24 protein-coding genes are annotated in these 25617 nt (G+C 46.3%); 3 read left to right on the top strand and 21 right to left on the bottom strand.

Annotated elements, in window-relative coordinates; genetic code table 11:
• Positions 1-149 precede the first annotated feature (149 nt).
• The 7 genes from CI597_RS13760 to CI597_RS13730 all read right to left on the bottom strand — a co-directional run bounded on the left by CI597_RS13760 (position 150) and on the right by CI597_RS13730 (position 7264).
• Entirely contained in the window at positions 150-1037 is an 888-nt protein-coding gene (locus CI597_RS13760; RefSeq protein ID WP_024729416.1) for a LysR family transcriptional regulator, read from the bottom strand.
• A gap of 112 nt (positions 1038-1149) precedes the next feature.
• On the bottom strand, positions 1150-2304 hold the full coding sequence (locus CI597_RS13755; RefSeq protein WP_024729415.1) for a murein hydrolase activator EnvC family protein: 1155 nt from the start codon (positions 2302-2304) through the stop codon (positions 1150-1152).
• A 10-nt stretch (positions 2305-2314) separates the two neighbouring features.
• Complete coding sequence (ftsX, locus tag CI597_RS13750; protein WP_024729414.1) at positions 2315-3223, bottom strand: permease-like cell division protein FtsX; 909 nt, start codon at positions 3221-3223, stop codon at positions 2315-2317.
• Complete coding sequence (gene ftsE, locus CI597_RS13745) at positions 3213-3893, bottom strand: cell division ATP-binding protein FtsE (RefSeq protein WP_024729413.1); 681 nt, start codon at positions 3891-3893, stop codon at positions 3213-3215. Before ftsE ends, ftsX begins: the two co-directional genes overlap by 11 nt.
• A 24-nt stretch (positions 3894-3917) precedes the next feature.
• A complete protein-coding gene (locus CI597_RS13740; protein WP_024729412.1) occupies positions 3918-5003 on the bottom strand; it encodes a PucR family transcriptional regulator in 1086 nt (361 codons plus the stop codon).
• A 90-nt stretch (positions 5004-5093) separates the two neighbouring features.
• A complete protein-coding gene (locus CI597_RS13735) occupies positions 5094-5927 on the bottom strand; it encodes a YitT family protein (RefSeq protein ID WP_024729411.1) in 834 nt (277 codons plus the stop codon).
• 71 nt (positions 5928-5998) lie between these two features.
• Positions 5999-7264 (bottom strand): LCP family protein, encoded by a 1266-nt coding sequence (locus CI597_RS13730; protein WP_024729410.1) that lies wholly within the window; start codon positions 7262-7264, stop codon positions 5999-6001.
• Positions 7265-7379: 115 nt separating this feature from the next.
• Between CI597_RS13730 and ymfI the strand changes: the two genes are divergently transcribed.
• Positions 7380-8102, top strand: a complete 723-nt coding sequence (gene ymfI / locus CI597_RS13725; protein WP_024729409.1) for an elongation factor P 5-aminopentanone reductase — start codon at positions 7380-7382, stop codon at positions 8100-8102.
• Between the two features lies 1 nt (position 8103).
• Here the strand turns inward: ymfI and CI597_RS13720 are convergent, their stop codons facing one another.
• The 13 genes from CI597_RS13720 to CI597_RS13660 all read right to left on the bottom strand — a co-directional run bounded on the left by CI597_RS13720 (position 8104) and on the right by CI597_RS13660 (position 23024).
• Positions 8104-10245: a Tex family protein gene (locus CI597_RS13720; RefSeq protein ID WP_024729408.1), complete on the bottom strand. Its 2142-nt coding sequence runs from the start codon at positions 10243-10245 to the stop codon at positions 8104-8106.
• 12 nt (positions 10246-10257) lie between these two features.
• Positions 10258-10737, bottom strand: coding sequence for a deoxycytidylate deaminase (locus CI597_RS13715; RefSeq protein WP_024729407.1), 480 nt, complete (start codon positions 10735-10737; stop codon positions 10258-10260).
• A gap of 70 nt (positions 10738-10807) precedes the next feature.
• Positions 10808-12010: an aspartate kinase gene (locus tag CI597_RS13710; protein WP_024729406.1), complete on the bottom strand. Its 1203-nt coding sequence runs from the start codon at positions 12008-12010 to the stop codon at positions 10808-10810.
• Positions 12011-12032: 22 nt separating this feature from the next.
• The gene (locus CI597_RS13705) at positions 12033-13232 is read right to left on the bottom strand and encodes a cofactor-independent phosphoglycerate mutase (protein WP_024729405.1); all 1200 of its coding nucleotides are present in this window, start codon (positions 13230-13232) and stop codon (positions 12033-12035) included.
• A gap of 17 nt (positions 13233-13249) precedes the next feature.
• Positions 13250-14464, bottom strand: a complete 1215-nt coding sequence (locus CI597_RS13700) for a homoserine dehydrogenase (RefSeq protein WP_024729404.1) — start codon at positions 14462-14464, stop codon at positions 13250-13252.
• Between the two features lie 5 nt (positions 14465-14469).
• Positions 14470-14913 carry an ACT domain-containing protein gene (locus CI597_RS13695; protein WP_006568552.1) on the bottom strand — a complete coding sequence of 148 codons (444 nt, stop codon included), beginning with the start codon at positions 14911-14913 and terminating at the stop codon, positions 14470-14472.
• A gap of 247 nt (positions 14914-15160) precedes the next feature.
• The gene (gene prfB, locus CI597_RS13690) at positions 15161-16264 is read right to left on the bottom strand and encodes a peptide chain release factor 2 (RefSeq protein WP_024729403.1); all 1104 of its coding nucleotides are present in this window, start codon (positions 16262-16264) and stop codon (positions 15161-15163) included.
• A gap of 12 nt (positions 16265-16276) precedes the next feature.
• Positions 16277-18844 carry a preprotein translocase subunit SecA gene (gene secA / locus CI597_RS13685; RefSeq protein ID WP_024729402.1) on the bottom strand — a complete coding sequence of 856 codons (2568 nt, stop codon included), beginning with the start codon at positions 18842-18844 and terminating at the stop codon, positions 16277-16279.
• A gap of 196 nt (positions 18845-19040) precedes the next feature.
• Positions 19041-19571 carry a ribosome hibernation-promoting factor, HPF/YfiA family gene (gene hpf, locus CI597_RS13680; protein WP_024729401.1) on the bottom strand — a complete coding sequence of 177 codons (531 nt, stop codon included), beginning with the start codon at positions 19569-19571 and terminating at the stop codon, positions 19041-19043.
• A 326-nt stretch (positions 19572-19897) separates the two neighbouring features.
• A complete protein-coding gene (gene trxB / locus CI597_RS13675; protein ID WP_024729400.1) occupies positions 19898-20833 on the bottom strand; it encodes a thioredoxin-disulfide reductase in 936 nt (311 codons plus the stop codon).
• Between the two features lie 65 nt (positions 20834-20898).
• Positions 20899-21222: a thioredoxin gene (gene trxA / locus CI597_RS13670; RefSeq protein ID WP_024729399.1), complete on the bottom strand. Its 324-nt coding sequence runs from the start codon at positions 21220-21222 to the stop codon at positions 20899-20901.
• 57 nt (positions 21223-21279) lie between these two features.
• Positions 21280-22197: a DMT family transporter gene (locus CI597_RS13665; protein ID WP_024729398.1), complete on the bottom strand. Its 918-nt coding sequence runs from the start codon at positions 22195-22197 to the stop codon at positions 21280-21282.
• Positions 22198-22199: 2 nt separating this feature from the next.
• On the bottom strand, positions 22200-23024 hold the full coding sequence (locus tag CI597_RS13660) for a helix-turn-helix domain-containing protein (protein WP_034550763.1): 825 nt from the start codon (positions 23022-23024) through the stop codon (positions 22200-22202).
• A gap of 325 nt (positions 23025-23349) precedes the next feature.
• Between CI597_RS13660 and CI597_RS13655 the strand changes: the two genes are divergently transcribed.
• Together CI597_RS13655 and CI597_RS13650 are read left to right on the top strand one after the other, a co-directional pair.
• Positions 23350-23616 carry an autorepressor SdpR family transcription factor gene (locus CI597_RS13655; RefSeq protein ID WP_024729396.1) on the top strand — a complete coding sequence of 89 codons (267 nt, stop codon included), beginning with the start codon at positions 23350-23352 and terminating at the stop codon, positions 23614-23616.
• Positions 23617-24246 (top strand): SdpI family protein, encoded by a 630-nt coding sequence (locus CI597_RS13650; protein WP_024729395.1) that lies wholly within the window; start codon positions 23617-23619, stop codon positions 24244-24246.
• An 11-nt stretch (positions 24247-24257) separates the two neighbouring features.
• Here CI597_RS13650 and CI597_RS13645 read toward each other — a convergent pair whose 3' ends face one another.
• Complete coding sequence (locus tag CI597_RS13645; RefSeq protein ID WP_095142970.1) at positions 24258-25562, bottom strand: NCS2 family permease; 1305 nt, start codon at positions 25560-25562, stop codon at positions 24258-24260.
• Between the last annotated feature and the right edge of the window lie 55 nt (positions 25563-25617).

The raw sequence follows: 25617 nt of genomic DNA, 5'->3' as shown, positions 1-25617 counted from the left end.
CAATTCATTGATTATCTTGTATAATTACTTCTATAAATCCATTATATATTTGGTTGATTCTCACAGTAAAATATATAAAATTCATAGACGGCATGAAAAAAAAGAACTAAGCCTGTATTCTATCTCAGGTTTAGTTCTTTGCAATTTCTTTATTTAATATTCCCGTGTTTTTTTACATACGTCTGAAAATGTCTGATAGGATTTGAAACGTATTTGTCCTTTCTTATAATCAATGCTATATCCCATGGAAACTCCGGTTCTGTCAGTGTAAGAATTTTTATTTTATCTGAATTAAAACGGGATAAAATCGGCCGCGGAAGGATGGCCACTCCCTGGTTCAGTGAAACCATCTCGGCTATGAAGTCCCATTGGGAGCTCTCCATGACGATGTTCGGTTCAAAACCCGACATATGGCACAGCTCCCTGGTCCGGCTGTGGAGCATAAACGTCTTGTCAAGCGAGATGAACTCTTCATTTCTCAATTCCCGGAAGGCTGCTTTCTCACGGCCTGCGAGAGGATGATCCGTGCTGACCGTCAGCACATTATCCGACTTAAATACAGGAAGGATATGAAAATCGTCCGAGGCAAAAGGAAGTATGACTACACCAATGTCAATCTCTCCGGACTGAACCTTCTCTTTCACAGTATTTGCTCCCTCTTCCGCAATAACAAGACGGATTCCCGGATAGGCTTTCCGGAACCCATGGATAATAGACGCAAAATAAATGGTACTGATCACTGGAGGTATCCCCACCGAAATTTCTCCGTTCTTTGCATTGATACAGTCTCTTAAATGCTCCATCTGGTTATTGATGTTCTCCAGCGCGTCCCTGCCTTCCTGGTAGAGCATCCTGCCCTCCGGCGTCAGGCAAAAACGCTTTGCAGTCCGGTCAACAAGCTGTACATCCAAATCCTCTTCCATGGCTTTTATCGTCTTGCTCAGCGCCGACTGGCATATGAACAATTCATTTGCGGCAGTGGTAAAATTTTGATTCTTTGCCAGTGCGACAAAATAAGTCAGCTGTTTTAAATTCATACTCCACTCCTTTCCCATGATATCCATTTAAATCAATTATACTATGAAATTTTCATATATTAAAAGAACAGGGGTATGACTTTTTTTCATACCCCTGATTCCACAGTTCCTGTCACATATAATTCATCGGATTCACATAGCTGCCGTTTTTCTTTACTGCAAAGTGAAGATGCGGCCCGGTGGACATGCCGGTGGAGCCGGATGATGCGATCTTCTGCCCCCTGCTGACCCTCTGTCCGGCTGAGACTTTCAGAGAAGAATTATGCAGATACAGCGTTTCCAATCCGTTTCCGTGGTCGATCTTCACCCAGTTTCCGTTATACGGGCTGTATCCTGCCACTTCCACAGTGCCGCTTCCCGCTGCTACTACCGTGGAACCCTTTGGCGCTCCGATATCAATGCCTTCATGGAATTTCGTTCCCCCCTGGACCGGATGTGTCCGGTTCCCAAACGGTGAAGTGACTGTATGGCAGGACGGGACCGGCCATGTCAGTGAAGAAGAACTGCCCCCGGGTTTGGAACTTCCGGACGAAGGACTGTTCCCTGCGTTTCCTCCGGACGGCTTGTTTGCGGCAGTATCGTAGTAATCTATGCGGTCCTGATACTTCCGCATCAGATCCTTGTTGGAAGCAATCTTCTGCTGGAACTGTATCAGCTTCGATTTCTTACTGTCGGCCAGGCTGACGATCTTGGCCTCTTCAGCCTTCGCCTCATTCGTCACAGTTTTAATCTCCTTGTAGCTTTCTTCCAGCTTTTTTGAAGCTAAAGCAATCTTGTCCTGAGTCTTTCTGAGCTTGTGAAACATGTTGTTGTCATAATTAGAGATCTTTGATACATAGTCAAGCCTTGTCAGAAACTCATTGAAAGATTTCGCCTGTACGATGACGTCAATATAACCTGTGTTCCCGTTTTCGTAGAGATACTTTATCCGTTTGCTCATAATCTTATATTGCTTCTCTTTAGATGCCTTTGCCTCACTGAGCTTTTCTTTTGTATCACTCACCTGCTTCTTCGTTTCGTTCAGCTTTTTTTCCAGCTTGTCCGCTTTATCGGAAGCCTTCTCGATCTTTTGATCCATGGCCTCGATTTCCTTTTCCATCCCGGAAACCTTCTTTTCCAGCTCCTTGTTTTCCTCTTCTTTTTTCTTTGCCTTATTCTTCAAGTCTTCTGTCTTGCTGTCAGCCTTCACTGCCAATCCCGGCATACTCCCAAAACAAAGACATACGGCCAAAAAAAATGCTATTACACCAAAATATTTTCTCTTCATAGGAATCCTCCTACACTCTAAGGTATTTGCGAATCGTAAAGCTGCTTCCGAGACAGCCGATGCCAAGCCCCACCAACAGAGACGCGGGAATCAGATAAATCATGATCTGATTTACGGGAACAAACTCCATAAAATTAGTCAGCACATGAAATTTGTCTATAATATAGTTGACAATCACCTTATATCCTATATAAATGACGCCCATCGGGATCAGGGAGCCGACGATCCCGATGACGGCTCCCTCCACAATAAATGGAGCCCTGATAAACCGGTTGGTGGCACCGATCAGTCTCATAATGGCGATCTCTTCTTTTCTCACCGCAATACCGATAGAGACGGTGTTGCTCACGAGGAAGACCGACACAAGCAAAAGAATCAGGATAATAGCCCCTGCTACATAGGCTCCGAGGAGATTTGCTTTGGAAATACCCTCTGCTGCTCCTTTCGCATACTCTACTTTTCTGACTCCGTCCAGGCCTTTAAACTGCTTGACCATTTTTCCGTGATACTTTACGTCTTTTAGCATGACTTCATAGGAGTCCGATTCATTTAACGGGTTCTTGCCCTCAAATCCCTCCAGAAGATCTTCATTATTCTTGAATACTTCTTTTTTATACTTTGCCCACGCTTCTTCCGCCGATACATACCGGACAGACTGGACTTCTTTGTAAGATTTGATTTTCTTTCCGATGGCATCCTTCCCGCCCTCCGGCAGCTTTTCATCGAAGAATACGGAAATGGTCACTGAATCTTCTGCCTGTTTTACCGTAGCCCTTACATTGAGGAGCACGGAAAATGTCACTCCCAGAAGGAAAATACAGGCCATGATCGTCCCTACCGTTGCCAAAGAAAATATTTTGTTTCTGAAAATGTTTTTCAGCCCTTCTTTAAATCCATAGGCCAGCCGTCTAAATATCATATGTACCGCCTTTCTCATCGTGATGGATTGCTCCCTCATTCAAGGCGATTACCCGTTTTCCCATCTGGTTTACAATTTCTTTATTATGAGTTACGACAATCACCGTCGTTCCTCTCTTCTGGATTTCCACCAGAAGATCCATAATTTCCTGTGCATTCTGCGGGTCCAGATTCCCCGTAGGTTCATCCGCCAGCAAAAGCGCCGGGTGATTGACCAAAGCTCTGGCAATGGCGACCCTCTGCTGCTCGCCTCCGGATAATTCGTCCGGCAGGGCCCTGAGCCTGTTCCCCAGCCCCACCAACTCAAGGACGTTCTGCACCTGCCGCTTCATGGCTCTTTTAGGCACCTCGATCACCTGCTGTGCAAACGCCACATTCTCATAGATACTCCGGTCCCTAAGCAGCCGGAAATCCTGAAAAACAACGCCGATCTGTCTCCTGAGATACGGGATCTGCCGCCGCTTCATCTTCTGGTAGTGATAACCGTTGACGACGATGTCCCCGGAGGTCGCTTCCAGTTCTTTTAGCAGCAGCTTGATCAGTGTCGTCTTGCCAGACCCGCTCTTACCCACTATGAAGGCAAATTCCCCTTTATTTACCTCCAGTGATACGTTGTACAGCCCTATGCTGCCTTTTTGGTACTCCTTCGTCACATTCTGCAGTGTAATCATAGAAATAACTCCCCTCTCACACGCTTATCCAAGTGTATTCATATGCTTCATATACTGTACGACCATCAGAGCAATTTTAAAAGCAATGGCATCCTCAAAATTCCTCAGGTCCAGGTTTGTGCTTTTCTGTATTTTATCCAGGCGGTACACAAGAGTATTTCTATGTATATACAACTGCCTGGACGTTTCGGAAACATTCAGATTGTTCTCAAAAAACTTATAGATCGTTGCCAATGTCTCATCGTCGATCTCCTCCGGAGAATAATCCCCAAACACCTCTTTTATGAACATTTTGCATAGCGGCAGGGGCAGCTGATAGATCAGCCTTCCGATGCCCAGCTGGTCATAGGCTACCACCTCTTTGTTTTCATAAAAAATCTTATCTACCTCAAGAGCGATCTGTGCCTCTTTGTAAGACCGGGACACATCCTTGATCCCCTTGGCTATGGTCCCGACAGCAATTCTTGCGTCATTGATCCCGACACTTTTCAGGTTTTTCAAAAGCTTCTCAGCCGTCTTGACAAATTGCTTTGACTGAGCATTTACACAGACTTCCTTCACCAAAACGATGCTTTTTTCATCGACAGCGGCAATAAAGTCATCATCTGTAGTATTCTCCAGCTGCTTCACTGTCTCCACCAGATTTTGATCTTTGCCGTAGGCAGCTTCGATCAGATAGGCAACTCTTGTGGCCTCAATATCGATATTCAGCTTCTTGGCCCGGTTATAAATATCCACCAGGAGAAGATTATCGAGAAGAAGATTTTTTATAAAATTATCCTTGTCAAACCTCTCTTTATAGGCGACAAGCAGGCTTTCAATCTGAAATACCGCCATCTTTGCCACCATATACATGCTCTCACTCTCTCCGTCAGCTAAAAGCACATACTCCAGACGTTTGTCGTCAAAGATTTTAAAATACTGCTTGCCGCCCACAACCTGGCTCTCGGCCACGGAATTGATGAAGCCCTTCAGTGTGTCTTCGTCCTCTGCCTCCGTCTCCTTTGTTTTCGCCAGAATCTTTCCGTTTAAATCTATCACATACAGATCCACGTTGGAAATACTGTGGATTCCATCTAATGTCTCCTGCAGGATTTGATTTGAAATCATATTTACACGCCCTTTCTTATTACCGACCTTTTCTAATACTATATAGCAAAATATACAAAAAAAAAAGAGAAAGATAGTAACTTTTTTATTTTATTGTGTATAATCCACAAACCCCTCCCCTATTGTCTCTCTTGTGTCAGATATAATCACAAATGCTTTCGGGTCTGTTTCCATGACGATTTTCTTTAACACAGGCACTTCCTTCTTTGATACGATGCACATCAGAGTCTCTTTACTCTGCCCGGTATAGGCTCCCATAGAAGAAAGCTTGGTCACTCCGCGGCCCATGTGGAACAAAATCTGTTCCGATATCTGTTCCTGATGCCGGCTGATCACAAACACCAGCTTGGAAACCTGGAAGCCTTCGATCACACTGTCTGTGATCTTCGTGATCCCATATATGACAAGAAGCGCAAAACTTGTTTTCTCGACTCCGAAAATAAAAGCGCCGAACAGTACGATCGCGCCGTCCAGCATACCAAGAAGCATGGGAATGCTCATATGCGGAAATACAACGTGCAGCAAAAACGCCAACAGATCCGTTCCCCCCGTGGACGTCCTTTCTTTCATCACCAGCCCCAGTCCGATCCCCATCAGGATGGCCCCCAGAATCAGATTGACATAAAAATCTTTCGGAAAAAATGAGAATCTGGGCAGCACGCCTAAAAAGACGGTCAGCATAATATCGCTGCATATAGTTCTCAGCATAAATTTTCTTGTCTTATAGCGGAATGCAAATATAAAAAGAGGAACATTCAGCGTAACGTTCGTCATCCACAGAGGGATGCCCCACAGCTTGTCAAAGATGATCCCAAGGCCGCCGAAACCGCCTGTGACGATCCCGAACGGCTGGAATACTGTATTGGTAGCTGCCGCCATGCAAAATGTTCCGATAATAATACTAAATGCTTCTTTTCGTTTCACCGGACGCCTCCTAACATAAACATCATCGTTAATGTTAGTATGGCCTCTTTTAAACCCTTTATTCTGCCCTGCTAAATATCATCGTTGGTTCCAAGGATGATGCAGATCTGTGCACCGCTGTCAACACTTCCGACCTCAATGATTGGATTTTTGAAATACTTTTTCAGGTCTTCGCCCATACCCTTTTTCGCAACTATGATCTTTGTGTCGGTCAGAGTTCCCTGTCGGTTCGTCTTGATGCTTCCAATCGTGAATCCGTCTCCCGAAAGCTTGTCTTTCCAGCTTCCGGCAAGACCGCTGATCCTTGTGGAGTTCTGGATCTCAATAGAGATTCCCTTTGAAGATACTTCTGTCTCTTCTTTCTTTTCCGTCGTTGTTGTTGTTTCCTTTTTTGTTGTTTTTTCTGAACCGGATGATTTCGGAACTCCCCCGTTTTCTGAGAGAAGCTCATCAAACATCTCTTTCGTTTTCTTTGTATCCAGCTTAAAGCTTTCCCCTTCGTCGGTACCGGTAAGGATCAGATAGGTAACGTCCTTGGCGCTGACCTCATGCATCCTGCTCAGATTGTCTTTGATGCTGTCATATGACACATTGCTCTTTGCATAGCTACCATAATAATCTTTCGCAAACTTTTTATAGTCGTTTAATGACTTCTTGTTGATACTCTGCGCTATTTTAACCGTCAGTTCCCCGACCAGAGCGATGTGCTCATTCTCGTCGCTGAACTGGCTGCTGTCAAGGATCATTCCCAGTGCCTGGTTCCCATTAATCGTGTTATTCCCCGCAGGAATATGGACCAGCATCTTGTTCTGGTCTTTGTAAGCCACTTCTTTTTCGAGATCCAGTTCTACTTCTCCGGCATTGTTCACTGCCTTTGTGAAGTTCTTCTGTGACAAGCTCTCATAGCTGCCAATGGTAATTCCCAGAGTCTTTTCCACCTGTGCCTTGATGACTTTGATGTCTTTGGCCTTCTCTGCCAGCTGCTCGACAGTCGCTGTCTTCGTGTCTCCGCCCATGGCTTTGACTCCGTCGTTGTCCAGAGTCAGTATGGTGTCCTTTCTGATCGGTACAAAAACCATCTGTTTATCCTTGTTATGATAGATGCGGATCGATAAGGCATCTTTTACTCTGATCAGAGAGATATCCACCCTTTCCTGGCTCTCTGCCTTTAACGCCTCCGCTATTTTATCTTTTTTGTCTTTTTTAAATCTATTCAGAAAAAATGCTTTACTCCCTGCAAAAGAACCGATACCTACCGCAGCTGATAATACGATGACTACCAATATGCGCAGGATGATCGCCCCGGCTCCTGCTTTTCTCCTTGCTCTTCTGGCCATTTCTCATGCTCCTTCCCTTGAAACTCCGTTCAGTATACCAAATAAATCGATTTATTTCAACAAAACTATATGCTATACTCTCCTTAAAGTTTTCTTAAATCCAGGAGGAGAAGCTATGAATACAGTACTCATCACAGGCAGTTCCAGAGGCATCGGCAGAGAAACAGCTCTGGTCTTTGCCCAAAACGGCTGGAATGTGGCAATCCACGGTTACCGTCATCCCGAATGCCTCGCATCCCTAGAACAAAACATCAAAAGGTTCGGCGTCCAATGCCTTTCTTTTACAGGTGATATATCCAGTTCCTCTTTCGTAGACCGGATGATCCGGGAGACAATCTCTCATTTTGGAAAACTGGACTGCCTTGTAAACAATGCAGGAATTTCCAGAGTGGGCCTGTTTACTGATACCACCGAAAAAGACTGGCAGGAAATATTCCACACCAATGTGATGCCAATGTTTGCCTCCTGCAAAAGTGTCCTCCCTCATATGATCCGCCGGCAATCCGGTACGATCCTCAACGTATCTTCCGTGTGGGGTGACACAGGCGCCTCCTGTGAGGTGCTGTACTCTGCCGCCAAAGGCGCCGTCAACACGTTTACGAAAGCCCTGGCCAAGGAGGTTGCACCCAGCAATATCTCCGTGAACGCAGTGGCGTTCGGCATGATCGACACAGAAATGAACTCCGGATTCACCGAAGAAGAAAAAGACATGATCCGGCAGGAGATACCGGCAGACCGGATTGCCGATCCCAGGGAAGCCGCAGAAATGATCTATCATACCTGCACCGCACCCCGGTATCTGACGGGAGAGGTCATCACCTTCTCCGGAGGCTGGTAAATTAAGACTCTCGCATGGAAAGCTGTATTCTCTTCTTCTCCTGATCCACACTCAGTACGGTCACTTCCACCACATCGCCCACGCTGACCACTTCCAGAGGATGTTTCACAAAATGGTCGGCCATCTGGGAGATGTGCACCAGCCCGTCCTGATGGACTCCGATGTCCACAAAGGCTCCGAAGTCGATGACATTTCTCACAGTGCCTTTCAGCTTCATCCCTTCCTTCAGGTCCTCCATCTCCATGACGTCCGTCCTTAAAATCGGTTTCGGCATATCCTCTCTCGGATCACGCCCCGGCTTCTCCAGTTCTTTCACAATATCCCGGAGTGTGATCTCTCCCACTCCCAATTCCCCGGAAAGTTTCCGATAATCCGTAATCTTTTTCCCTATGTCCTGAAATCCCTGGCTGGAAAGCTCTTTTACCGAGTATCCCAGCCTCTGTAACAGCTGGTCAGTTTCTTTATAAGTCTCAGGATGCACTCCGGTGGCATCCAGCGGATTCTTTCCTCCCGAAATCCTCAGAAAGCCCGCGCACTGCTCATAGGCTTTCGGTCCCAGCTTGGCAACTTTTAAAAGTTCTCTCCTGCTGGTAAATTTCCCGTTTTCCTCCCGGTAAGAAACAATATTTTTTGCCACCGTCCTGGAAACACCAGACACATATTCCAGCAGCGAAGCAGATGCCGTATTCAAATCCACGCCCACCTTGTTGACGGTTGACTCCACGACTCCTGCCAGAGCTCCGGAGAGCTGTTTCTGGTTCATATCATGCTGGTATTGTCCCACACCGATCGCTTTCGGCTCGATCTTTACCAGTTCCGAGAGCGGGTCCTGAACCCTTCTCGCAATGGAGGCTGCGCTTCTCTGACCCACATCGAAGTTCGGAAATTCCTCCGTCGCCAGTTTGCTCGCAGAATAGACCGAAGCACCGGCTTCATTGGTTATCACATACTGTACCGGTTCTTTTATCTCTTTTAAAAGTTCCACTACAATCTGTTCTGATTCCCTGGAGGCAGTCCCGTTACCTATCGAGATCAGCGTAATCCCATATTTTTTGATCAGGTTTTTTACTGTCTTTTTGGCCTCTTCCACTTTGTTCTGAGGCGCCGTCGGATAGATCACCACCGTGTCCAGGACTTTTCCTGTCGAATCCACCACAGCCAATTTACATCCCGTTCGGAACGCAGGGTCCCATCCGAGGACGACCTGTCCCGCGATGGGCGGCTGCATGAGGAGCTGCTCCAGATTTTTGCCGAAAAGCTTGATAGCCTCCGTCTCTGCCTGTTCCGTCAATTCATTTCTGATCTCCCTTTCGATGGAAGGTGCGATCAGCCTCTTATAACTGTCCTCGATCGCTTCCAGCAAATATTTTGTAGTGGGATGCTTCTGCTTCTTCACCACATTTCTGACCAAATAAGCCGCGATCTTTTCATTGTCAGGCTCGATCTTTACAGAAAGGAACCCTTCTTTCTCCCCGCGGTTCATAGCCAATATTCTGTATCCGGCGGCTTTTTTTACCGGTTCTTCAAAGTCATAGTACATCTCATAGACAGATTTCTTTCCATGCTTTTTAGCAGCGGACAAAATCCTTCCATGTTCTTTATAGGATCTTCTGATCCATTCACGGTATTTGGCATCATCCGAGATCATCTCCGCGAGAATATCTTTGGCTCCCTGGAGGGCATCTTCCGGTGTCTCTGTTCCTTTTTCCGGATCAATAAACTTTTCAGCCTCTCTGGCAGGATCGTCAGAAGCCTGTAAAAAGATCAGATCAGCCAGAGGTTTTAGTCCCTTTTCTCTTGCGATCATAGCTCTGGTCCGCTTCTTCTGCTTATACGGCCGGTACAGGTCCTCCACAGTGACTAAGGTCACCGCCTCCTCAATCTGCTTTTTCAGCTCCTCACTCAGCTTTCCCTGCTCCTCAATGCTCTTTAAAACCGCATCCTTTCTGTCCTGAAGATTTCTTAAATATTTCAGTCTCTCGTCCAGGTTCCTGAGTGTCTCGTCGTCCAAAGAGCCGGTCATCTCTTTTCGGTAGCGAGCAATGAACGGTATCGTATTTCCTTCGTCAATCAGCTTGACTGCCGTCTCCGCCTGTGCTCTTTTGATTCCCAGCTCGTCTTTTAAAATATTGATGATATCCATTTTTCCATTTCCTTATAAGTGCAGTTCTATTGTCTGGTCTTTTGGTTCAAATTTCCGGTACTTCACACCGGCCATATCAAACATCCTCTTGGACGCAACCGTCATGTCGTCATCGGCGTACTTGTCCTGCATATAAATCACTTCCTTCATTCCGCTCTGAATGATGGCCTTGGCACACTCATTGCACGGAAATAAAGTTACGTAGACTCTCGCTCCATAGAGAGAGCCTCCCCCGTAATTTAAAATGGCATTGAGTTCTGCATGACAGACATAAAAGTATTTTGTATCGAGAGGTTCTCCCTCCCGCTCCCACGGCATGTCATCGTCATGGCAGCCGGTCGGCATCCCGTTGTAGCCCACGGATAATATTTTATTCTGGTCATTGACAAGACATGCCCCGACCTGCGTGTGGTCATCCTTGCTCCTCTGGGCAGAAAGAAGCGCAACCCCCATGAAATACTGATCCCATGATAAATAATCTGTTCTCTTCATCCCGATCTCCTTTCCTTCCGGGTCAAAAAACACCGCCCGGACTGCAGGCGGTGTTCCCTTTCACCTTCTGTTATAATTCAAATGCTTCGTGTGCCGCATTCATAGCCTTCACCATATCAGCCCGGTCCACGATAACCGTCACACGGATCTCAGATGTTGAGATCATCCGGATATTGACTCCAACCTCATACAGTGCCTCAAACATGCGGGCAGCCATTCCAGAGTGTCCGATCAGTCCGCTTCCAATGATGGATACTTTGGCCACGTCGGTGGTAGCATCCACATCCGCATAGGACCCCAGCGGCAGATGCTCTTTGATCGTTTTGACTGCCAGATCCGCATCGTCTTCTTTCACCGTAAAAGAAATATCTTTCTTTGCGTTCTGTCCTACGGACTGGAGTATGATGTCGATATTGATATTCTTCTTTGCAAGGATATTGAACAGGCGGAATGCTACTCCCGGCTCATCCTCGAGTCCCGTCACAGAGATCCGTGCCGCATCATCGTCTCCGGCAACACCGCTGATCTCTGCCTGAGGCATCATGATCCTCTCTTTGACAACCGTTCCCTCTTCTTTCGTCAGGCTGGAACGGACAACCAGCTGTACTCCGTGCTTTTTGGCGAGTTCCACAGAACGGTTATGGAGAACTCCCGCACCGAGTGTGGCCATCTCCAGCATCTCATCGTAGGTGATCTCCTGGAGTTTCTTCGCCGTAGTGACTTTTCTTGGATCTGCGGTGTAAACACCGTCTACATCCGTATAGATCTCGCAGGCATCCGCATTCAGGGCCGCAGCCAAGGCAACGGCAGTAGTGTCTGAGCCGCCGCGGCCCAAAGTCGTATAGTTGTCGTAACGGTCCACACCCTGGAATCCTGTCACGATGACGATTTTTCTCTGTTCCAGCTCGTTAAAAATGCGGTCCGTATCGATTCTCTTGATCCTGGCGTTGCTGTAAGCGTGGCTCGTGTGCATGGCTACCTGGAATGCATTCAGGGAAACAGCCGGAATCCCCATGGAGTGCATCGCCATCGCCATCATGGCAACGGATGTCTGCTCTCCTGTAGTCAGAAGCATATCCATCTCCCGCTTCGGCGGATTTGGATTAATATCCTTCGCCATCGCGATCAGTTCATCTGTCATCTTGCCCATTGCAGACAAGACAACAACCACGTCATTTCCTTTCTGGTATTCTTCAATGCAGCGTTTTGCCACATTTAAAATCCTCTCTTTATTTCCTACGGATGTACCTCCGAATTTTTTAACAATTAACATTGCTGCCTCCTAAAATTTTCTCTTATTTTTGTAATAGCCGGCCCATCAGATCATGTCCGTGTTCCAGGACGAGTCCTGTACTTTTTGCTGCCTCTTCGCTGTATTCCTTCTGTCCCTTCATTTCCTTCGTGCTGTCATAGATCATAAACGGAATCGGGTCTTTGGAATGGGTCCGGATCGAAATGGGTGTCGGATGGTCCGGCCCGATGAGCATACGGAAATCTTCTCCGCGCTTCTTCAGCTCCTCTGCGACGACACGGATCACCTGGTTATCGAGAAATTCAATGGCCTTCACTTTATTTTCCACACTTCCCTGGTGCCCCATCTCGTCGGGAGCTTCCACATGAATATAAACCACATCCGCCCCGTCTTTCGTCAGAGAATCCACGGCTGCCATTGCTTTTCCTTTATAGTTGGTATCGAGTCCGCCTGTGGCTCCTTCCACATCTAAATTCAGCATGTGCGTACCGACCGCGATGCCTTTCAGCAGATCCACAGCGGATACCATAGCACCCTTCTTTCCTGTTTTTTCCTCAAAATCATCCAGCGCAGGACGGGTGCCCGCACCCCAGAACCAAATGCTGTTCGCCGGATTCAATCCCATCTCCCTGCGTTTTTCGTTGATTGGATGCCGGTCTAAAATATCAAAACTCTTCTCCATCATCTCCCGGAGCTTTGTCTCCTCAGGAAGATACTCCCCGATCCGCTTTCCTAATATATCATGGGGTGGCGTCAGTTCCACCGTCTCTCCGTGATCCCAGATCGTAAGATGGCGGTAGCTGACTCCCGGATAATACTGAAACTCATCTGTCTCTAATTCCTTTTTCACCGCATCGATCAGAACCCTTGCCTCTTCTGTTGTGATCTCCCCGGAGCTGTGATCGATGATAGTTTTTTCCTCATAGGTCTCATCTTCTGATAAGGTGACAATGTTGCAGCGCAGAGCAATGTCAGTATCCTTCATATCCACACCGATGGAAAGCGCCTCAAGAGGCGATCTCCCGGAATAATACTTCTGCGGGTCATAGCCGAGCATAGCAAGGTTTGCCACGTCACTTCCAGCCGGAAGGTTCTTTGGCACCGTGTAAGCAATTCCCTGTTCCGATACCTTTGCCATGGTATCCATGACCGGAGTCCTGGCCGCCTGAAGCGGTGTTCTGCCGCCCAGCTCACCGATCGGTTCATCGGCCATTCCGTCTCCCAACACAACAATATACTTCATAAACTAGTCCTCCAAATCTATTTAACATTCATACGAATCATGCCCAAAACGGAATTAAACGCTTTGATCTTATCCTGATAGTCTTTTTCTTTCATTGTCAGTGTAACAAATGCAAATTCATCTGTCACCCCTTCTGCTGAAACTTCTTCTACATCGCCAAAAACTTCTTTTACTTTTTCTCTGTCGCAGTCTTTCGGAAGACGCACAAAGAATTTATGTTCAAAATCGCCGATATCTGCGAGATGAAGCTTCTTTTCACTCCAGATCTGCATGATATTTCTCTCTTTATGCTTTGCCGCATCGATCACGTCTGCCACAACCGCGCTGGCTGTCGGAAGCTTTCCTGCCCCCGCTCCGTAAAACATCACGTCGCCGATGACATTTCCGTTTACAAAAATGCCGTTGAACACATCGTTGACGCCGATCAGCGGATGATCTCTGCCAATCATCATCGGGCATACCATGGCATATACATTGTCTCCGATTTTTTTGCTTGTTCCTAAAAGCTTAATGCTCTTATTCAGGGCTTTTGCATATTTCATGTCGGTTTCTGTGATCTTTGTGATGCCTTCGGTATGTACATCCTCATAATCTACCTGCATGCCGAATGCCAGTGAAGTCAGGATCGCAATCTTTCTGCACGCATCATATCCCTCCACATCCGCTTCCGGATGAAGTTCCGCATATCCTTTGTCCTGAGCGTCCTTTAACACCTCATCGAAGTCAGCCCCTTCATCGGCCATCCTTGTTAAGATATAGTTTGTAGTTCCGTTCAGTATGCCTGTTATTTCATTGATCTCATCGGCTGTCAGAGACTGGTTTAACGGACGGATGATCGGAATTCCGCCTCCCACACTCGCCTCAAACAGGAAATTTAGATTCTTGGACTTTGCCATGGCCAGTAGTTCCGCACCCTTTTCAGCCACCAATTCCTTATTGGAAGTGGCAACACTCTTCCCGTGCTCCAATGCCTGTTTTGCAAACGTGTATGCCGGCTCCACTCCGCCTAAGACTTCCACAACGATGCTCACTTCGTCGTCATTTAAAATAATATCATAGTCTGTGACTGCCTTTGACGCCACCGGTGTGTCGGATAAATCCCTCTTGTCCAAAACATATTTTACCCGGATCGGCTCCCCGATCTTATGGTTGATGCTCTCGTGATTTGTCTCGATTACCTCCACGACTCCTGATCCAATGGTTCCATATCCCAATACCGCAATGTTTATCATCTGTTTTACTCCTTTGCAATTATTTTTACATATGTAATGTTGTCAAGCTTTTCTACGCTCTCGATCATGGCAGAAACATCGGTCTCCATATCAACAATATCCACGCTGACTGTGAGCACTCCTTTTCCGTTGATCGGAATACTCTGATGGATCGTCAGGATATTGGCCTTGTAGTTTGCAAATACCTGAAGCACTGTCGCCATAACTCCCGGCTGGTCTTCCACCTCGATCACAAACGTGATATTTCGTCCCTTTTTGCTCGCGTGAAAAGGAAAAATATCATCTTTGTACTTATAATAAGAACTCCGGCTGATCCCCACAGTTTCTGTGGCCTCCTGAATGGACTTGGCCTGTTCTGCATCCAGAAGCTTCTGCACTTCCAGTACTTTTAATAGAACCTCCGGAACTGCTTTCTTTTTAATGACATAATACTTTGAATCTTCTAACATAGTCCACCTCTGTGCGTCTGCTGAACACATTTGTTTTTCCAGACGATACTATCATATTTTTATAAATTAAGCAACTGTTTAAATAAAAAACGGACATACAACCATGCAGATTGTATGTCCTGCAAATCTCTTACTCTATTTCTTCAGACATTTTAACATCAGCCATATAATACACAGCAGCGCGGCCGCGGACAGAGAAATGTATTTTGCCGGCAGTTATTGTCCGGCCGTATACCGCAGCGTCTTCTTAATCATTGCTCCATGCCAGGTATGCGTTCATGAAACCGTCCAGATCTCCGTCCAGGACAGCGGATGGATTGCCGCTTTCTTTATTTGTCCTGTGATCTTTCACCATAGTATACGGCTGCAGGACATAAGACCGAATCTGGCTTCCCCATCCATTGTCTCCCACGTCTCCCCGGATATCAGACAGCTTTTCCAGATGCTGCTGCTCTTTTAACAGATACAGCTTTGTCTTGAGCATCTTCATAGCCTGGTCTTTATTCTTATGCTGTGACCGTTCATTCTGGCACTGGACAACGATCCCTGTCGGGATATGCGTGATCCTTATGGCAGAATCCGTCTTATTGATATGCTGGCCTCCCGCGCCGCTGGCCCGGTAAGTATCGATCCTGATATCTTCATCGGCGATCTCCACATTCAGGTCTTCGTCAATCTCCGGCATCACGTCACAGGATGCAAAGGAGGTCTGCCTCTTTCCCGCCGCGTTAAACGGAGAAATTCTCACCAGCCGGTGAACGCCTCTCTCGGACCTTAAATACCCATAGGCGTTTTCACCTTTGATTTCTACCGTCACTGATTTAATTCCTGCCTCTTCCCCGTCCAAATAGTCAATGACTCTTGTCTCGAATCCTTTTTTCCCGGCCCAACGGGTATACATCCGGTACAGCATACCGGCCCAGTCACAGGACTCAGTTCCGCCAGCCCCTGCATGAAGGCTCAGGATTGCATTATTCTTGTCATATTCCCCGCTCAGGAGAGTAGAAATCCGCAGGCTTTCATAGGCTGTCTCAAACTCCGCAAATGCCTCCTGAGTTTCCGCAGCCAGTTCTTCGTCCTCTTCCTCCGACGCCATCTCGATCAAAGTCTCAATATCCTCAAACTGTCCTTTCAGCCCTTCATATCCTACCACCTGATCCTTCAGCCCTTTGACCTCTCTGACCACCTTCTGGGACTCCTCCAGGTCCTCCCAGAATCCCGGAGCTTCCATATCAAGCTCCAGCTGCTCGATCCGCTCTTTCTTTTCTTCCAAGCCAAGAGAACCGCTTAATTTCTCAAGTGGCTCCCGGTAGGAATTCAGGTTATATTTTAACTGATCTAATTCAATCACTCCAAAAACTCCTTAATTTCTTCCACAGCAGTTTTTATATTTCTTTCCGCTTCCGCATGGGCATGGATCATTTCTCCCGATCTTCTCCCCTTTTCTCTTATACGGAGTCTTTACACTGCTGTCGTCTTTATTAGTGCTTGTCACCTGGGCAACCTGCTCTTTCTCCACCTTCTGTTCAATCTCTACGTGGAACAGCGCTCCGGTGGTCTCCTCCTGGATTGCCTTCGTCATCACATTGAACATCTCAAAACCGGCCATGCGGTATTCTACTACCGGATCTCTCTGTCCGTATGCCTGCATACCGATGCCCTCCCGAAGCTGATCCATATCATCGATATGATCCATCCACTTGCGGTCAATGACCTTGAGAAGAATGATACGCTCTATCTCCCGGAGGTCATAGTCTTCAAATTCCTTTTCCTTCTCGGCATACAGCCGGGCAGCCTCATCCTGAAGACGCTTTGTGAGCATCTCAGGTTTCCCTGCCTGAATCTCTTCCTGAGTCAGTTCGATCTTTCCGAACGGAACGATTGGGCGCAGCTCTGCATTCAGTGTATCCATATCCCATTCTTCCGGTGCCGCATCTTCACTGGCACACTGGTTTACATAGTCTGCGATGGTTTCCTCCATCATATGAATCACAGAATCCTTCATGTTTTCCCCATCCAGAACACGGCGGCGTTCTTTGTACATGATCTCTCTCTGTTCGTTGTTTACCCTGTCATAATCCAGCAGATTTTTACGGATACCGAAGTTGTTATTCTCGATCTTCTTCTGGGCCTTTTCGATCGTCCTGCTGATGGATTTGTGCTGGATCTCTTCCCCTTCCGGTATGCCGAGGGCGTTGTATACAGAAATCATCCTCTCAGATCCAAACAGTCTCATCAGATCGTCTTCCAGGGACAGGTAAAACTTAGATTCACCAGGGTCTCCCTGCCGTCCGGCACGTCCTCGGAGCTGATTGTCAATACGCCTGGATTCATGACGCTCTGTACCGATGATCTTTAAACCGCCCAGAGCGGCCACACCGTCTGCCAGGACAATATCGGTACCACGGCCCGCCATGTTGGTAGCGATGGTGACAGCACCGATCTCGCCTGCATGGGAGATGATCTCCGCCTCCTTTTCATGGAACTTGGCATTCAGCACGTTGTGCTTGATCCCCTGTTTTTTGAGCATGCGGCTCAGTTCCTCGGACATATCAATGGTGATCGTACCTACGAGCACTGGCTGTCCCTTGGCGTGGGATGCCGCGATGTCCTCAACAACCGCCCTCATCTTCTCCTGCTTCGTCTTATAGATGGCATCTTCGTGGTCAACACGCACAACCGGTTTGTTGGTCGGGATGACTACAACGTCCATGCCGTAGATCTCACGGAATTCCTGTTCCTCGGTCTCGGCTGTACCGGTCATACCGGATTTCTTATTATATTTATTGAAGAAATTCTGGAATGTGATAGTAGCGAGGGTCTTGGACTCTCTCTTAACCTTCACGCCTTCTTTCGCCTCGATCGCCTGATGAAGTCCGTCTGAATACCGTCTGCCCGGCATGATACGTCCGGTGAACTCATCGACGATCAGCACTTCATCGTCCTTCACTACATAATCTTTGTCAATAAACATAAGATTATGAGCGCGCAGCGCCAGGATAATATTGTGCTGGATCGCAAGATTCTCAGGATCGGCAAGGTTATCTATATGGAAGAACTCCTCCACCTTTTTCACGCCCTGGGCGGTCAGAAGCACGTGCTTATCCTTTTCATTGACCAAAAAGTCGCCGTCTTCTTCAATGTCCTCGTTCATCAGGATATCCATCTTGGAAAGTTCCCCGTCGGAGCTTCCCCTCTCCATCTGCCTTGCAAGGATATCGCAGGCACGGTAGAGCTCGGTGGATTTCCCGCTCTGACCGGAAATGATCAATGGTGTTCTGGCCTCATCGATCAGTACAGAATCGACCTCATCGACAATGGCATAGTGCAGGTCGCGCTGAACCAGATCTTCTTTTTCGATGACCATGTTGTCCCTCAGGTAATCAAATCCCAGTTCATTGTTGGTGATATATGTGATATCACAGTTATAGGCTGCCCGCCGCTCGTCGTTTTCCATCTCATTGGTAACCACACCGACCGTAACGCCTAAGAAGTTGTGAACCTTTCCCATCCACTCCGCATCACGGGTTGCCAGGTAGTCATTCACCGTAACGATGTGCACGCCCTTCCCTTCCAGGGCGTTTAAGTAGGCAGGAAGAGTGGAGACCAGGGTCTTACCTTCACCGGTCCTCATCTCTGCGATCCTTCCCTGATGAAGGATAATACCGCCGATCAGCTGGACCCGATAGTGCTTGAGCCCAATAGTCCTGGCACTCGCTTCCCGGACAACCGCATAAGCTTCCGGCAAAAGGTCGTCCAGTGTGTCTCCGTTGCTCAGACGCTCCTTAAACTCAGCAGTTTTATTTCTCAGTTCCTCATCGGATAATTTCTGCATCGGTTCGTCAAAAGATTCAATTTTATTCACAATCCCACTGATCCGCTTCAGTTCTTTTTCACTGTGCGAACCAAAAATTTTTCCTAACAAACTCATAGTTTTACTCCCAAACAATTAAATTCACATGTAATCTATGATATTGTAACACTTCTATAAAATGTAGGCAAGAAAAAAGGCAGCCCCAGCGCTCATCATACCCCTCTTGCGGAAAAATACACGGAAATGCCGCAAACAACGTTATTTTTACCGTAAACAAAAAGGAGGCCGAAGCCTCCTGAAAAAATCCTTATTCCTAAAATTCCGGTTCGATCAGTCCGTATGTATTGCCCTTTCTTTTATATACTACGTTTACTTCAAAAGTATCGGCGTTACGGAATACGAAGAAATTGTGTCCCAAAAGATCCATCTGGATACATGCCTCTTCCACATCCATCGGCTTGATCGCAAACTTCTTGCTCCTGATGATGCGGATCTCATCATCGTCCACATCCTCGTCCTTGTCGATGAATTCCTGTTTCAGTCCTGCACCTTCATATTTTTTACTCATCAAACGGGTTTTATATCTTCTGATCTGACGTTCGAGAATATCAATTACCAAATCAATGGATACATACATATCCGCACTGTCTTGTTCTGCACGTATAATGTGCCCCTTCATAGGAATTGTTACTTCAATCTTTTGTCTCTCTTTTTGAACGCTCAAGGTAACGATGATGTCAATGTCATCAGCCAGGTACTTGTCAAGCCTGCCTAATTTCTCTTCTATTGCTGCCCTGATTCCTTCTGTTACTTCGATGTTCTTACCGCTAATAATGAAATTCATGGCTTCCAACTCCTTTACTATTTGATACTAATTATTATATCATATAGCTTTTCCATTGAAAACAAATCTTTTTATAAAATCTACACAAAACAAATGTTTCATTTTGTCGAATTTCATTTCCACAATTCGACCTTAATCGGCTGTGGATAATGTGGATAACTTTGTGTATAACTGTATTATGGCGGAGAACCGTGATTTTGTACTGTGGATAAAATGTGATGTTTTTTTTTCTGTATTTTTCGATTTGATACTTGAAAATACGACTCTTATACAAATATGACAAAACAGACTTTTACACTTGATTTTTAAGTTTTTTGCCTGTTTTGTTAATTGTCTGGCAATTCTAACTTTTGGAGGTAACTCTCCACTGACACCACACAATTTGCCCCATCTGCGGCAGCAGTCACCACTTGGCGCAGATTTTTGGTCCTCTGGTCCCCACCTACAAAAATTCCTGGAATATTCGTCACTCCGTCTTCCCCGGCTACAATGTAGCCTCTTTCGTCCGTTTTAAGCTCATCTTTTAAGAGCGTGCTCTGCGGAGCCGTGCCTACGGCGATAAAAATTCCATCGACTTTCAGCGACTTATCCACATCGTTATGCACATCTTTGATGGAAATAGATTCAACCCTCTCATTTCCGGCAATTCTCGTCACAACCGTATTCCAGATTACTTGTATTTTGTCGTTTCTCGTCACCTGATCCCGAAGAATCTTTGCGCCCCTGAATTCATCTCTCCTGTGAATCAGATATACTTTCTCACATATTCTGCTCAGGAACAATGCATCTTCCAGAGCGACATCACCGCCGCCTACGACTGCCACAGTTTTGTTCCTGAAAAACGCTCCGTCACAGGTTGCACAATAAGAAACTCCCAGACCGGTGAGTTCTTCCTCTCCCGGGACACCCAGCTTTCTGTGAGTAGCCCCTGTGGCAAGCATAACCGTTTTGGTCTTCAGAACTTCACCGTTTTTTAAAACAATCTCTTTGATCGGCTGATCATGCCTGATCTCTGAGACTTCTCCTGTCCTGACTTCTGCTCCCAGGTCAGATGCATGGTTATAGAACTGGTCTCCCAGATCCATTCCCGTCATCTTTGGAAGTCCGGGATAATTATCGACTTCATAGGTCTGTACGATCTGTCCTCCTGACATGGCTTCTTTTTCTAAAACCAAAACTTCAAGCATAGCTCTCTTGGCGTAAATGGCTGCGGACATTCCTGCAGGTCCTGCGCCGATGATAATCAAATCATAAATTTTCATAAGGAAAACCCCTTTCTTTTACTTTACTGTCTTTGCTTCTTATTATAACACATTCCCTCGGCATCTTATTCTGTCTCCTGCATTTTCAGAGCATCGACGATTTCTTTTTTATCCCTTGCTCCCACAAAGCTCTTTTCTATTTTTCCATTCTTAAAGATCAAAAGTGTAGGAATGGACATGACACGGAATCCTACGGCCAGTTCCTGTTCCTCATCCACATTGATCTTTCCGACCTTCACTCCGGAAAGTTCTTCCGCGATCTCATCCACAACCGGAGACATCATCCTGCACGGCCCGCACCAGGCTGCCCAAAAATCGATCAGAACCGGCTCCTTTGCGTTTAATACTTCCTCGTCAAAATTTGCTGTTGTTATTTTTAAAACTGACATAATGGTCACTCCTTTTCTAAATCATCATTAACTATCTGAGTCCATTATATCGCTTTTCTATAATACTTCTGTGAGTAAGTCACACTTTTCACTCTTTTTCTTCTTTTCCACTGATAAAAACAGGCCCGCGATCGTCAAAAAAGCACCGCACGCCGCCCTGACCGTCAGTTCTTCACCAAGGATCAGGACCGATGTAATGATGGTCACCACCGGAACCATATAGATATAAACAGTAGTTTTTACTGCACCCAGCCTTTTCACTGCCGTATTCCAGGTGACGAAGCAGATGGCTGAGGCGCCTATCCCAAGGAACAGAAGGTTCCCAAGATTTAAAGGATCAGCAAATCTCTGCCTCCCCAAGGAAATATCCGTAAACAGCAGAACCGGAGACATGAACAAAAGTCCCCATGCAAAGCAGCGCCTTGTGGACTGCATGATATTGTGTCCGAAGTTTCCGATTTTTTTTGTCAGCATGGAATAAGCCGCCCATACGAAGGCTGCAAGCACTGCCAGAAAATCCCCTTTTGGGCTCAGATGCAGCGCTGTGCCGCCGAAAGAGATCAGGCAAATACCGCACATGGCCAGCAAAAATCCAAGAAAAAAACGTCTTCCAAGAGACTTTTCTCCCGTCACCACTCTTGCCAGGAGTGCCGTAAAAAACGGCGATACGGAAATAATAACCCCCACATTGGAAGCCATCGTGTATGTGAGGGCAATATTTTCAAATAAATAGTACAGGGTGATCCCGCACAGGCCGGCTGCCATAAAATATTTTTCTTCCCTCCAGCCTTCTGTCTTCAGCCTCTTTGGATAAATAAGAATCAGCACCAAGAAGCCCAGAAGGAAACGGAAAAATAAAATCTCAATCGGCTGAAACTGCCTGAGCAGAATCTTCGTGGAGATAAACGTTGTGCCCCATAAAAAAATAGTAGCCAGTGCAAACAAATGACCCTGTATGTATTTTTTGTCTTCCATAGTTAATAACCTTTCTTTTCTGTAAAAATTCTCTGATATTGTGCCGGTGTCAGGCCAAACAGCCGCTTAAAGAAATTTGTAAAATGGCTCTGATCTGAGAATCCGGTCAGAGCCGCCGCCTCTGCCGGCTCTGTTCCCTCCTCCAAATATAATTTGGCCCGGTTTACCCTGATGGATTCCAGGTATTGGTACGGTGTAATCTTTTTATACTTTGTAAAATACCGGATCAGGCTGTATCTGCTGACGCCTGCAATCTTACAGAGCTGTTCCAGTGAAACGTTCTCACTGTAATGCCCCTTCATATAACTGCATACAGCATTGAGCCGTTCTGTGTCAGGCACCTGTACTTTCTTCTGTTCAAATACCGCATACTCGGAGAGCAGCTGCTCCATGAGAAGATAAAATAACTCCTCCTTTTCAAACTCCTGATTCCCCACTGCCACCATCCGGTACACTTCCCGGAGAAGCTCAGATTTTGAACACTTCCGGATCACCGGTCTTTCAAACTCGGGATATTCATACTTTCCCGTGATCTCTTCTGCAATTTCTTTCATCCTTTCTCTCTTGATATTAATAAATCTGCAGTTCAGAGGGTAATCCCCCACCTGCTCGCATGCATGGTTCTCCCTGTAATTAAAAAACAGCAGGTCTCCTGGTTCAATAAGAAATTCTTCTCCCCGGCAAGTCACTTTCCGCATACCGCTCTCAATGCATCCGATCACGTAATGATCGTGAAAATGATTAGGAAACTTCTGTTTGAGTCCGTAAAAGCCATAGGCTTCAATCTTTAATTGTTCGTCATAAAATATTTCTCTTATTTCTTTCATAATACCAAGTTTAACATAAATGTGCTGAGAAAATCTTGGATGATATTGCATACCTTATCGCGCGAAGCGCGCCAAGCCTGAAGGGCATAAAATACGGGGTACCCTGTGGGTATGACATCTGCCGGAAAGGTATTCCACCAATAAAAGGAACCATTCAACCATAGTTTTTTATCACTATTGGAGGAACGCATTTCAAAGCGTGACAAAAATAGTGGTAAAAAACTCATATTTATTTAGATAATCTTCTAAATGTTCTTGCTTTTGTATGAACAGAATGGTATAATACATTTAGATAAATTTCTAAATGTATCAGAAAGGAGGAACTGTGGGTTTTCAGGAAACATTCAAAGCATTGTCGGATTCCACCAGACGTGAAATTTTAGACTTGCTGAAAGACGGTTCCATGCCGGCCGGAGAAATATGCAGTCATTTCGATATGACAGGAGCATCGATTTCCCATCATCTGAACATTTTAAAACAGGCAAATCTCATAACCGACAAGAAACAAGGAAAATATATTTATTATGAATTGAATCTCTCTGTATTTGAAGAAGTGATTCACTGGTTTCAAAGCTTTAAGGAGGACATATAAATGAAACAATCCAGATCAAGTATTTTACTGACAGCGGTCTCCCTGCTGCTTTCTCTGGCAGTATTCTCTTCCCTGCCCGAACAGATCCCTGCCCATTGGAACACGCATGGAGCCATCGACCGTTACGCTCCCAAATTTACGATCTTTATATTTCCGGCTGTCATCTTTTTGATCACCATACTTTTTCAGTTTATGCGGCGTACAGATCCCAATTCTGAAAACTATGATAAATTTCAGAAAGAATATCACCGGTACACCTTCGTCATAGGCCTGGTATTCTTCGTTGTCCAGATCATGACGATTGCGTCAGCCTTTAAAATTGATTTTGATGTCAACCTGATCTTCTGTCTGGGCATGGGCAGCTTATTTATTTTTCTTGGAAACCTGCTGCCCAAAACAAAACATAATTATTTTATTGGCATACGAACCCCATGGACCCTGGCCGATGAACAAAACTGGTTTCTGACGCATCGGCTGGCCGCAAAAATATGGGTACTGGGAGGACTGACAGTCACACTCACCGCTCTTGCACCCGAATCGTTTCAGGTGCCTGTCTTTTTGACAGTCCTGGCGGTCATGGTCATCACACCGTTTGTATACTCATATACAGAATTCCGCAGGAAACGCTAAAATATTTTTCGTCAAAACAGCGTATAAAAGTAAAGCAAACTCACCGCACCTAAGAGATACATGAACGGATGTATCTCTTTTGTTTTCCCTCCCGCCGTTTTCATGACCAGATACGTCAGAATGGCGGTGCAGATCCCGTTTGCGATATTTCCGGCCAGAACTGTGAAAACCACGCACATAAAGGACGGCATACTCTCCGTCACATCATCATACTTAATATGGCTCATGGCCTCCAGCATGCTGATGCCGATATAGACCAGCACCGGGGCCGTAGCCGCAGAAGGTATGATGAGGGCCACCGGGGCAAAAAACAGTGCAAACAGAAAGCATATGCTCGTAAACACTACGGTCAGTCCCGTCTTTCCCCCGGACTCGATACCCGCAGAAGATTCCAGATAAGTGGTCATGCCCGGCATTCCAAACAGTGCTCCCAGACTCGTTGCAGCCGCATCTACCTGGAAACACTGATCAATGCCGTCAAAGTTCCCGTTCTCATCCAGGTAACCCGCGCGTGCACCAACCCCAAGGATTGTCCCCACGGTGGCAAAGAAATCCGGAACAAACAGGGCTAAAAGAAACGGAAGATAGAACACCTGAAGCGCTCCAAGGATATCAATCTGAAACAGCTGTCCCCCGACAGAAGCCGGCATGGAAATAATCTTTTCAGGCAGTTTCGTCACTCCCAGCGGTATTCCGGCTATGGCAGCCGCCAGTATAGACAGAACCATATCTCCAGGCACACGCTTTGCCCTCAGAATCAGGAGAATGACAAATCCAAACACTGCCGTAATCACCTCCGGCGATCCAGGGTTTTCAAATACAAGGCTGTTTTTTGCCTCATTCGCCGCAATAATACCCGCTCCCCTTGCTCCGATCAGAGCAATGAAAATACCGATACCAGCGCTGACCGCATATTTTAAACTGGCAGGGACAGCTCTTACGATCGCCTCCCTGAGACCCAAAAATGTAATGGCGAGAAACAGCAGACCACTCCAGAAAACAATGCCTCCTGCAATCCTTACCGGTACGTGATCGGCGCTTATCATAGCAGCCACAATCCCTGCACTGCTGAGTCCCGGTGCCAGGGCAAAGGGCCGGTTCGTATAAAGTGCCATCGCCAGTGTCGCAGCGGCGATGAGCAGTACCATAACCGTCATCATCACGTGCTTATCCACTCCCGTGGCTTCCAGCATGTTGGGCACCGTAGCCAGGGCATAGGCCATGGTAATAAAGACTGTGATACCTGCCAGGAATTCTGTTCTGATATCTGTATGATGCTCTCTTAATTTAAATTTTTTTTCTATCCAGCGAATCATAAAAGCCTCCTTCTCTTATGGAATTATTATTTCCATTTGAAGGAGGCTTCATTCT

The sequence above is a fragment of the Anaerostipes hominis (ex Lee et al. 2021) genome (assembly GCF_002270485.1).
Classification (GTDB): Bacteria; Bacillota; Clostridia; order Lachnospirales; family Lachnospiraceae; genus Anaerostipes; species Anaerostipes hominis.
Note: the sequence above shows the minus strand (reverse complement) of the source record. Positions and strands in the feature narration are given on the sequence as shown.